Source organism: Rheinheimera sp., from assembly GCF_020217005.1.
Lineage (GTDB): Bacteria > Pseudomonadota > Gammaproteobacteria > Enterobacterales > Alteromonadaceae > Pararheinheimera.
On record NZ_JAIWOI010000024.1, the window covers coordinates 1 to 10,000 of the forward strand.

11 protein-coding genes are annotated in these 10,000 nt (G+C 45.7%); 2 read left to right on the forward strand and 9 right to left on the reverse strand.

Translation table 11 applies throughout. The features are described from left to right. Positions 1-1,395, reverse strand: a 1,395-nt coding sequence (locus LDL40_RS01195; RefSeq protein WP_300992885.1) for an acyl-CoA dehydrogenase, incomplete at its 3' end; no start/stop codon positions are given. 158 nt (positions 1,396-1,553) lie between these two features. Between LDL40_RS01195 and LDL40_RS01200 the strand changes: the two genes are divergently transcribed. After that, positions 1,554-2,318: a class II glutamine amidotransferase gene (locus LDL40_RS01200; protein ID WP_300992887.1), complete on the forward strand. Its 765-nt coding sequence runs from the start codon at positions 1,554-1,556 to the stop codon at positions 2,316-2,318. A 28-nt stretch (positions 2,319-2,346) separates the two neighbouring features. Here the strand turns inward: LDL40_RS01200 and LDL40_RS01205 are convergent, their stop codons facing one another. The 8 genes from LDL40_RS01205 to LDL40_RS01240 all read right to left on the reverse strand — a co-directional run bounded on the left by LDL40_RS01205 (position 2,347) and on the right by LDL40_RS01240 (position 8,857). Further along, entirely contained in the window at positions 2,347-3,084 is a 738-nt protein-coding gene (locus LDL40_RS01205; protein ID WP_300992889.1) for a DUF3108 domain-containing protein, read from the reverse strand. Continuing rightward, positions 3,065-3,715, reverse strand: coding sequence for a phosphoribosylglycinamide formyltransferase (purN, locus tag LDL40_RS01210; RefSeq protein ID WP_300992891.1), 651 nt, complete (start codon positions 3,713-3,715; stop codon positions 3,065-3,067). The genes LDL40_RS01205 and purN overlap by 20 nt, the downstream gene beginning before the upstream one ends. An 8-nt stretch (positions 3,716-3,723) precedes the next feature. Further along, positions 3,724-4,767, reverse strand: coding sequence for a phosphoribosylformylglycinamidine cyclo-ligase (gene purM / locus LDL40_RS01215; protein WP_300992893.1), 1,044 nt, complete (start codon positions 4,765-4,767; stop codon positions 3,724-3,726). 153 nt (positions 4,768-4,920) lie between these two features. Then, positions 4,921-5,328 carry a hypothetical protein gene (locus LDL40_RS01220; RefSeq protein WP_300992895.1) on the reverse strand — a complete coding sequence of 136 codons (408 nt, stop codon included), beginning with the start codon at positions 5,326-5,328 and terminating at the stop codon, positions 4,921-4,923. Next, positions 5,321-6,235 carry a LysR family transcriptional regulator gene (locus tag LDL40_RS01225; protein WP_300992897.1) on the reverse strand — a complete coding sequence of 305 codons (915 nt, stop codon included), beginning with the start codon at positions 6,233-6,235 and terminating at the stop codon, positions 5,321-5,323. The genes LDL40_RS01220 and LDL40_RS01225 overlap by 8 nt, the downstream gene beginning before the upstream one ends. A 15-nt stretch (positions 6,236-6,250) precedes the next feature. Next, positions 6,251-7,216 (reverse strand): tRNA 5-methoxyuridine(34)/uridine 5-oxyacetic acid(34) synthase CmoB, encoded by a 966-nt coding sequence (gene cmoB, locus LDL40_RS01230; protein WP_300992899.1) that lies wholly within the window; start codon positions 7,214-7,216, stop codon positions 6,251-6,253. Continuing rightward, the gene (gene cmoA, locus LDL40_RS01235; RefSeq protein ID WP_300992901.1) at positions 7,213-7,953 is read right to left on the reverse strand and encodes a carboxy-S-adenosyl-L-methionine synthase CmoA; all 741 of its coding nucleotides are present in this window, start codon (positions 7,951-7,953) and stop codon (positions 7,213-7,215) included. The genes cmoB and cmoA overlap by 4 nt, the downstream gene beginning before the upstream one ends. A gap of 64 nt (positions 7,954-8,017) precedes the next feature. Continuing rightward, complete coding sequence (locus tag LDL40_RS01240; protein ID WP_300992903.1) at positions 8,018-8,857, reverse strand: DUF72 domain-containing protein; 840 nt, start codon at positions 8,855-8,857, stop codon at positions 8,018-8,020. Positions 8,858-8,953: 96 nt separating this feature from the next. Here LDL40_RS01240 and LDL40_RS01245 point away from each other — a divergent pair. Continuing rightward, positions 8,954-10,000, forward strand: a 1,047-nt coding sequence (locus LDL40_RS01245) for a transporter substrate-binding domain-containing protein (RefSeq protein ID WP_300992905.1), incomplete at its 3' end; no start/stop codon positions are given.

Below are 10,000 nucleotides of genomic sequence, written 5' to 3' on the forward strand. Positions count from 1 at the left end.
GACTATCGCCTGACGCATACGCTCAGTCATATGGAACTTAGTGATAGCAGATATTACAGAAGGCTTTTCACCTAAGTCGATAGAACCAACAGACATAGTAGTCGAAGCTTCCGCCATGTAAGCGTAACCGCCAATACGGGCTAAGGCTTCTTCAATACCTTCCATTTTGCCAATAGGCAATTTGAACTGACGACGGATACGGGCATAAGCACCAGTCAACAATGCAGCTGCTTTGATTCCACCTGTACTGTTTGATGGCAGCGTGATAGCACGGCCTACTGACAAACATTCCACCAGCATACGCCAGCCCTGACCAGCCATTTTTGGACCACCTATGATGTAATCCAATGGTACGAATACATCTTCACCCTGAGTAGGACCATTCTGAAATGGCACGTTCAGTGGAAAGTGGCGGCGGCCGATTTTTACTCCCGGAGTAGTCACAGGAATTAACGCACAAGTGATACCTAAGTCTTTTTTGTCACCCAATAAACCGTCTGGATCCTGCATCTTAAAGGCTAAACCCAACACAGTAGCTATAGGAGCCAGCGTGATATAACGCTTGTTCCAGGTCAGGCGCATACCAATAATTTCTTTGCCTTCCCATTCGCCTTTACAGACTATACCTGTGTCCGGAATAGCGCCTGCATCAGAGCCTGCTTCAGGGCTGGTTAAAGCAAAGCAAGGAATTTCTAAACCTTTGGCTAAGCGCGGCAGGTAATGGTCCTGTTGCTCTTTTGTGCCATAATGCTGTAACAGTTCACCGGGGCCTAGTGAGTTTGGTACACCCACTATGCTGGATAACACCATGCTTTTACTGGTTAACTTTTGTAGAACACAAGACTGGGCATAGGCAGAGAATTCCAGACCACCGTATTGCTTTTTGATGATCATCGCAAAAAAGCCATGGTCTTTCAGATATTGGTACACTTCTGGCGATAAATCAGCGCGCTCATGGGTCGTATGCCAGTCGTCAACCATCGCTAATAGCTCTTCGCAAGGACCATCTAAAAAGGCTTGCTCTTCAGCGCTTAAGCGTGGTTTTGGATAATTGTGCAGTTTGTGCCAGTCTGGAGTACCACGGAATAAATCACCTTCCCACCAGGTGGTACCGGCATCAATAGCTTCTTTTTCTGTGGTCGACATTTCCGGCATAATTTTGCGGTACAGCTTTAACAGAGGTTTGGTTAAATACTGTTGGCGTATGCTGGCTACGTTTAATGGCAAAGCTACTACCAGAAACAGGATCCAGCTGACCATACCCACTGTATCAGTGAATGTTGCTACAGCTAATAAGGCAGCGATAAACGCTGTAAACATTGTTAAACTTGCTCTGTGGTACGCAAGCACGGCAACAGCGCCGAGCAAGGCTACCCAAAAAATCAACACATCCATAATTTACTCCTGAGAACTAGAGGTCAGACCACTGTGAGCTTAGAGTAGTGTGACTGTTGCAAAGATGCAAGTAATTCCTTACTTTGCACTCTGGTTTGCTGTCAACTTTTGTTGCAGCTTCTGTGTTATGCCACCCAGTATAGGAAGCTATCTGATTTATGTGTGAGTTATTAGGGATGTCCGCCAATGTGCCTACTGATATCTGTTTTAGTTTTAAAGGTTTAAGAGAGCGTGGTGGCAAAACAGGGCCGCATAAAGATGGTTGGGGAGTGGCTTTTTATCAGGGCAAAGGCGTGACGACCTTTAAAGATGCAGATCCGAGTTATCAATCGGAAATAGCCCGGCTTATCAGTGACTACCCAATCAAAAGTAACACAGTTGTGGCGCATATCCGTCAAGCTAATAGCGGTGGGGTGGGGCTTGAAAACACCCATCCCTTTACCCGCACTTTATGGGGCCGCTATTGGACTTATGCCCACAATGGTCAGCTTCAGAACTTTGAAACTTTAGCCGTTGGGCAGCATCATGTGGTTGGGCAAACCGACAGTGAGCATGCCTTTTGTTATTTGCTGAACGCGCTGGAGCAACGGTTTCCTGTTGCACCTGACGATATGAAACAGGCTTTTATGTTTGTAGCAGGATTATGTCCGGCGCTGCAAAAATTAGGTGTATTTAATTTATTGTTATCTGACGGCGACTACTTACTGGCTTATTGCAGTACCAAACTGCATTGGATCACCAGAAGGGCACCATTTGGCGTCGCTTTATTGTCGGATATGGACGTGGACATAGATTTTTCAAAAGAAACGACAGAAAAAGATGTGGTCACTATCATTGCCACTTTACCACTGACCTGTAACGAACAATGGCAAGAGATGGCCTCAGGGCAAGCTCAACTGTTTAAAGCAGGAGAGCCACAATAAGCGGCTCTGTCAGGGATATTTTAAAGCTCTAATTTGACGGCTTGAAGGTCGCCAGCTGGATATCAAACTGTTCGACTTTATCTTCAGCCTGCCATAAGCGCACAAGGAGATAGTCCAGATCTGGTGCAACCCAGGCCAGCACTTCTTTGTCTGCTCCTGTGCCTGTGCGTTCAATCCGGATGGTTTTTACTTTACCGTAGGGCAGAGACAACCATTCTTCGCCTGCAACTTTATAACTGTATTTACGTTCATCACCATGGCGATTCAACACCTGATAAACAAATTCTGTTTTACCCGCTTTCAGATCCAAAGCCAGTTGACTGTGGTAGCTCAGGGGATCCAGCCACTGAGCATTCCACTGAATGTTTTTGATTTTTTTTGATTTCTCTACCCGTAACTCTTTGCTATCCCAGTTCAGGTTCAGCTCATAATAACGGTTTGGACCAGAACCTGTGCGCTGCATCACATAACGGCTGGGCTGAATACGTCCATCTTTGACGGTAAAAAAGGACTGTTCGGAACGTTTGTCTTCAAAAATCAGCCAACTGATGTCACTACTGTAACCCAGTTCATAGCCTTGTTCTGTGGATTTCAGATAACGTTTGGCTTCACCGTGTTTTTTACCTGAGCGCAACACATTATAACTGGCTTCAAAGGGTGAAAATTGAACTGCAGGGCTGGTTGTAGGTTCTTCAGCCGATAACAGGCTGGAAAAGAGTAAAAAAAATGACGCACTAAGGCGCCATTTATTCTTCATCCTGGTCATTTGCATATCCATGGTCAGACAATAAAAGGCCGTCTAACAATGCCTTATCTGACTGCTGTTGTAAACGGTTCTGGCAAAACCAGCGCACAACCAATGGATAAATACGATGTTCCTGTTCGTGTACACGCTCTGCGACAGTGTCCGCGTCATCACCCGGGAAAACAGGAACTTTGGCTTGCAAAATCACAGGGCCGCCATCCAGTTCCGCTGTGACAAAATGCACTGAACAGCCATGTTCGGTGTCACCTGCATCAATAGCGCGTTGATGAGTATTCAGCCCTTGATATTTGGGCAATAACGAAGGGTGGATATTCAGTAAACGACCCTGATAATGCTGCACAAATTCAGGAGTTAGAATACGCATAAAACCAGCCAGCACCACCAAATCAGGCTGATGCTGGTCGATAGTTGCGATCAAATCCCGATCGTAAGCAGCGCGGTCGGCATAGGCTTTATGATCAAGCACTATTGCTTTAGAGCCTGCTTTTTTAGCCCGCTCCAAACCATAAGCTTTTGCTTTGTTCGACAGCACCGCTGTAACTTTGCCATCAATAAAACCAGCGCTGCAGGCGTCTAAAATAGCTTGCAGATTGGAGCCGCTGCCGGAAATCAATACTACGATAGATTTCATCTATGGGTTTAGCCCTGAATCACAACTTGAGGCTGATCTGCGGTAACCTGATTGATTTCTCCTAAATGCCAGGCGTTTTCACCAGCTGCTTTTAACTGGGCTAATGCTGCATCTAAGTGAGTCGCAGGCACTACTACGATCATGCCAACACCACAGTTGAAGGTGCGGTACATTTCGTGGCGTTCTACATTACCCTGCTGTTGCAACCAACTGAAAATTGCAGGCCACTGCCAGCTACTCTCGATGATGTTTGCCTGAGTGTTTTCTGGTAATACCCTTGGGATGTTTTCCCAGAATCCACCACCAGTGATATGGCACAAAGCGTGAACGGGCAAAGACTTGATCAGAGCCAGCAGGTTCTTGACATAAATACGGGTTGGCTCTAACAGGTGGTCAGCTATAGTTTTGCCTTCTAGTACAGTTTGAGCATCCTGACCACTGACTTCCAACACTTTCCGAATTAATGAAAAACCGTTGGAATGCGGGCCTGACGAGGCTAAAGCTATTAACTGATCGCCGGCTTTGACCTTGCTACCGTCAATAATTTCAGCTTTCTCAACCACGCCTACGCTAAAACCTGCGATGTCATAATCTTCACCATGGTACATACCAGGCATTTCAGCGGTTTCGCCACCAACTAAAGCACAACCAGCCAGTTCACAACCTTTGGCAATGCCTTCGACCACAGTGGCCGCCGTATTTACATCCAGCTTGCCAGTGGCGTAATAATCAAGGAAAAATAATGGTTCTGCGCCAGATACAACTATGTCGTTGACACACATGGCGACTAAGTCGATACCTACGCTGTCATGACGTTTTAAATCCATCGCCAGGCGGAGTTTAGTACCTACACCATCAGTACCTGAGACCAACACCGGCTCTTTATAACCAGCAGGGATTTGACACAAAGCACCAAAGCCGCCTAAACCACCCATGACTTCTTTACGGGTTGTACGTTTTACCGCACCTTTAATACGGTCAACCAAGGCCTCACCGGCATCAATATCAACACCAGCGTCTTTGTAACTTAACGACGTTTTTTGCTCGCTCACGGCAATCCCCAATGACTAAAAAGTGAAGGTCCAAAAAAATTGGCGACATTTTACCTTGTAACGCCGCCAGACAAAAGGATTTACTGCTTAGCTTTTACGAATGCTGGCATTCAGAGCATCAGAAGGCGGCGGATATGCTGACTGCAAAAGTCGTTATTGCATTGCGTTGCTCATGGCCTGGCCAACATAATTGCGTAAGCTGGCGCTTGGAGTTTTGGCGATTTGATGATAAACCAGTGACGCGAAAGGAAACTCTTTGCCGTTGTAGCGTACGCATATAAAAGGCGCATCAGGTGTTGACACATCGTGATACCACTCGCCCCCAACATGATGTATAAAGACTTCACCTGTGTAGGCCCCCAAAATGTTACACAAAGTAAATAACAAATCGTCGGCATGGCGTTGTTCTTGCTGTCGTAAGAACAGCTCACTGAGTATCTCATCCACCAGAGTTAAACTATCCAGACTAAAATCAAGCAAAACCTGATGCTCTTCTGCTGCGTAGACAACAGCATCCTGAGCCGATGCTTTCATTAATTCCGTTACTTCTTGCTTATTCATGGTTTTCCCCGTTATTTATTATTTTGTGCTCGGCTAGCAGTAACTCACGTAACTGACGACTGCCTGGCCCTAAGGTTTCTTCCTTTGGAGTCACCAAAGCTAAAGGTACAGCCCTTGCTGAACTCTGTGTAATAGGCAGCCGTTTTAAGGTGCCGTCCTTAATCAAATCGCAGATCAAAAACTCAGGTAACCAGCAAAAGCCAATGCCATTTTTCAGTATATCCACAGCTTCAAAAAAGTTATTTACTGTCCAGCGTTGCTCGGCACGCAACCAGCCAACATCTTTGGGCTTATTGGCGGTATCGCGAATTACAATTTGCAGGTATTGACTGAGTTCATTCAAATCCAGCACATTTTGCTGCGCCAATACATGGTTTTTGCCTACAACAGGGAACATCTGCGTCACACTCAAAGGTTCGCCTATGTAGCCTCTTGGTACACTGGGAGAGGCCGCAATAACTAAATCTGCTTTGTGTTCCAGTATCATTTCTGTAGAACCCGTAATTACAGTATCAATAATCTGAATGCGGCTACCACGGGATAAAGGATGAAACTTTGCCAAAGCGCGATAGAGAATCTGTTTGGGATAAACCAGTTCAACAGCGATACGGATCTCTGGTTCCCAGCCGACATTGATATTGGAAGCCAGCAGTTCTAAATCCTCAATTTGTTGAGTTAACAACCGTGAGCGTCTTAGCATGACTTCACCTGCAGGGGTCAGAAATGCCTTGCGACCTTTGACTTCTAACAATTCAACACCCAATTGATACTGCAGTTTTGCGACTGCATGGTTCAATGAGGACTGACTTTTATTCAGTAAATCTGCCGCCTGAGCATAGCCTCCGGCATCGACCACAGCCTGCAGTATGCGCCATTGTTCCATGGTTGATTTTGGGCGGTACGGCATCAAAAGTCCTTAGGGTTAAGCCACAGCCACTATCACGGCGCGTAATGGGGCCGGGTAGCCTTCAATGGTTTTACTATGGTCAGTTGGATCAAGAAAATCAATCAGACTTTCATTTTCCATCCAACTGGTTTTTCGCTGTTCATCCAGACTGGTGACTGATAAATCTACGACTTTAGCTTCTTTAAAACCGACCCGCTGCAACCAAAGCAACAAAGCAGCAGTGCTTGGAATAAACCAGACATTACGCATTTTGGCATAACGGTCTGTCGGCACCAGTACGGCTTGCTCATCACCTTCTATTACTAAGGTTTCCAGCACAAGTTCACCACCTGGCCGCAACTGTTGCTTTAATTGGGCTAAAAAGTCGATAGGGGAACGACGGTGGTACAACACGCCCATAGAAAAGACTGTATCAAAAGCTTTTAGCTCAGGCATATCGTCTATGCCAACAGGCAATAAATGCACTGTAGGATCAGGGTTAAAATGCTTAATAGCTTCAAACTGGCAATAAAACAGTTGAGATGGGTCAATGCCTACAACAAACTCTGCACCTTCACCTTTCATTCGCCATAAGTGATAACCGCTGCCACAACCGACATCCAGCACTGTTCTGTGTTTTAATGAGCTGATATGAGGTAAAACTCTGTCCCATTTCCAGTCTGAGCGCCATTCGGTATCTATAGTTAAACCATGCAGAGTGAAAGGACCTTTGCGCCATGGCATTAACTGGCGTAATAACACTTCAAGCCGTTGTTTTTGTCCCTCACTGATATCCTCTGCGCGGCCAAACTCGACTTTGTTTTTCAGTTCAATACAAGTCTTACTGGCCACAGGCAAGTGGTCCAACACTTTTTGCCACTGTTTAAAATCGCCATGCAAAGCGTCCTGTTCCCATCGTTTTAATTGGGCAGGTAAGGTTTCAAGCCAGTGCAGTAGTTTGTTGCCCGCGATTTGTTGATAAAAACTCTGGAAGCGGCTCATGCTTTTGCCTCTGCTTTTATAGCGACGATAGAACAGAAATTAAAACACTGAAACCACAAACTTACATGTTCAAAACCCGCAGCAGACAAACGTGCTTTATGCTCGGTCAGACTATCCGGACGCATTACATTTTCAAGAGCTGTGCGCTTTTGACTGATTTCCAGTTCGCTGTAACCATTGGCGCGTTTGAAATCATGATGCAAATCAATCAGCAGTTCATGAGTAGTGTCGTCTGTTTCTATAATTTTTTCTGACAATACAAAAACACCACCGGGCTTGAGCGCTTGATAGATGCGTTCAATTAAGAGGGCTCTGTCCTCTTTGGCCAGAAACTGCAACGTAAAATTACTGACCACCATTGCAGCATTCTCCATTGGAATGTCGCGGATATCAGCCAGTAATATGCTGGCAGGTACATCGGAACGAAAGGCGTGCAAATGGCTGGTGCAGCGTTCGACCATAGCGGCGCTGTTATCCACTCCTATCACCTGACAGCCAGGAGCCGTAATTTGCCTACGCATAGCTAAAGTGGCTGCGCCTAAAGAGCAGCCTAAGTCATAGTAGTTGCTGTTTGCCTGCTGAAAGCGGCTGGTCAGTTTGCCTATGGTCTGAATGATAGTTTGATAACCCGGCACTGAGCGCTGGATCATGTCTGGAAAGACATCGACCACCGCAGAGTCAAAACGAAAATCCTGAATGTGGCCCAGAGGGTCGGCGTAAATATGATCTTTTTGCATCAATAGAATAACTTCAAACCTGTAGTTGGCAGATAGTTTAACGTATTTCAACTTTAAGACGAAATCAAAGCAAGCTTAGCTGAGTTTGATCCTGCGGCCATGGTGCCAGTATCGGGTGGTCAATGCCTAAATCTATCACGAACTGTCGGGCCAACACTGGTGCAGTGAAATTGTCCGGACTATGAAAAAAGCAGAAAGGGGTTTTGCCTTCATCCAGCCACTGCCGCACTTTAGCCAGCCAGGGGCGGTAATACTGTTGATTAATCGCCATATCGTCAGTACCAACAAAACGCAGCATGGGAGTTTTAGTAAGACCTACTGCATGCACGGGTAAATAAGGCTTCTTGCGCTGGGCGTCCTGCAAAGCTGCTGTGGTCGGTTGAACCGAAAACAATGCCCTGCTATCAAATATCACCCGCTCTGTATCAAAATGACGGAGCAAACGATTCAACGTTATTTCATGCTCTGCTTTATCGAAAAAAATCGGGTGACGCACTTCCACTGCGACGGAAAAGGAAGAGCATAAAGTATTGAGCATCTGTTGCAACCAGCTTAAATCCTGGGGTGAAAAAACAGCGGGTAATTGCAAATGCACCAAGGCTATTTTATTCGCTAAAGGTACGATCAAATCCATCCAGCGCTGTAATTCTTCAATCTGGAACTGCTTGAATTGGTGGCTCAACCGCTTTGGTACTTTGAGCGTAAAACGGAAGTTATCGCTGCTTTGCTCCGCCCAGCGCTGGACTGTCTGAGGCGAAGGATCGGCATAAAAACTGGTGTTTCCTTCAACAGAGTTGAAATACCTACTATAGTTAGCCAGAAACTCAGAGGGTTCCAGTTTGCTGTTATATATCAGGTTTTTCCACTGTGGGTTAGCCCAGACGGGGCAGCCAAGATAAAGCATCTGTGATTTCCATTGTAAAAAATTCCGCGATAAATCATTTGCGTATTGTCGCTGTATTCGACATCTTAACCTAAGGTGAAGATCACTGTCCTGAACATGATTAAAAAGCTACTGCTGGTTATTTTCTTACTTATAGGCTGTTCTACTCAGGCACAAAACACTGAGATCGTCAGTCCTCTTCCTGCATCGCTGAAAATTGGCATATCCAGCGATACTTACCCCTATATGTTTATGGATGACCAGGGACAGCCAGCCGGATTAGTGGTGGATTACTGGCGGCAAATCGCAAAACAACAAGGGATCCGAGCTGAGTTTATTGCCGCAGACTGGGCTGATACTCTGCGCATGTTGGATACTGGACTGATCGATTTACACGGAGGTCTGGGGAGAACTCTGGACAGAGAACAGCGCTATCTATTAGGGCCAAGTTATTTGGATATCTTCAGCAATGTGTTTGTACACCGCGACTTAGCAGGAGTACATAATTTAGCTGATTTAAAACCTCACCTGGTGGGCGTCGTAGAAAGCTCTACCCATATTGACAGCTTGAAGCAACAGCAACCAGATTTGGTATTGAAACACTACACCTCTGTTTCTCAGATGTATGACTCTGCACTGAGAGGAGAAATAAAAGCTTTTACTGGCCTTGACAGATTGCCTCCCCGTTATGCGAACTACCTGGAGTTATTGTCGTTTTATCCCGCCTATAAGAAGGTACCAATCCGAAAAATAGAACTTACTTTTGCTGTAACACAAGGCAATACAGAGTTGTTTAAGTCCCTAAAGCAAGCCGTTGGAGCTGCGACAATAGCATTTCGCGATCAATTGGAACGGAAATGGCTAAGTGTAAATACGGCTCCTGATACTTTACTGATAGGGGTTTCTATTGGAAATCAGCCTTATATGCATGTCAGTAGCATTGGAGATGTGCAAGGCATTTTTGTTGATTTATGGCGTTTGTGGTCAAAAAAAACCGGGATAGCGGTAAGTTTTGTGCCTGACCAATCGGAAGAGTCCCTGGCGTATTTGCGTAAGGGACGCATCGATGTGCAAATGGCTCAAGTCGAAAACGCCGGAAAGTTCACGGGCTTAAAACCCGCCTATCATTTATACAATATCTATTCTTCGCTGTTCTACCATCGT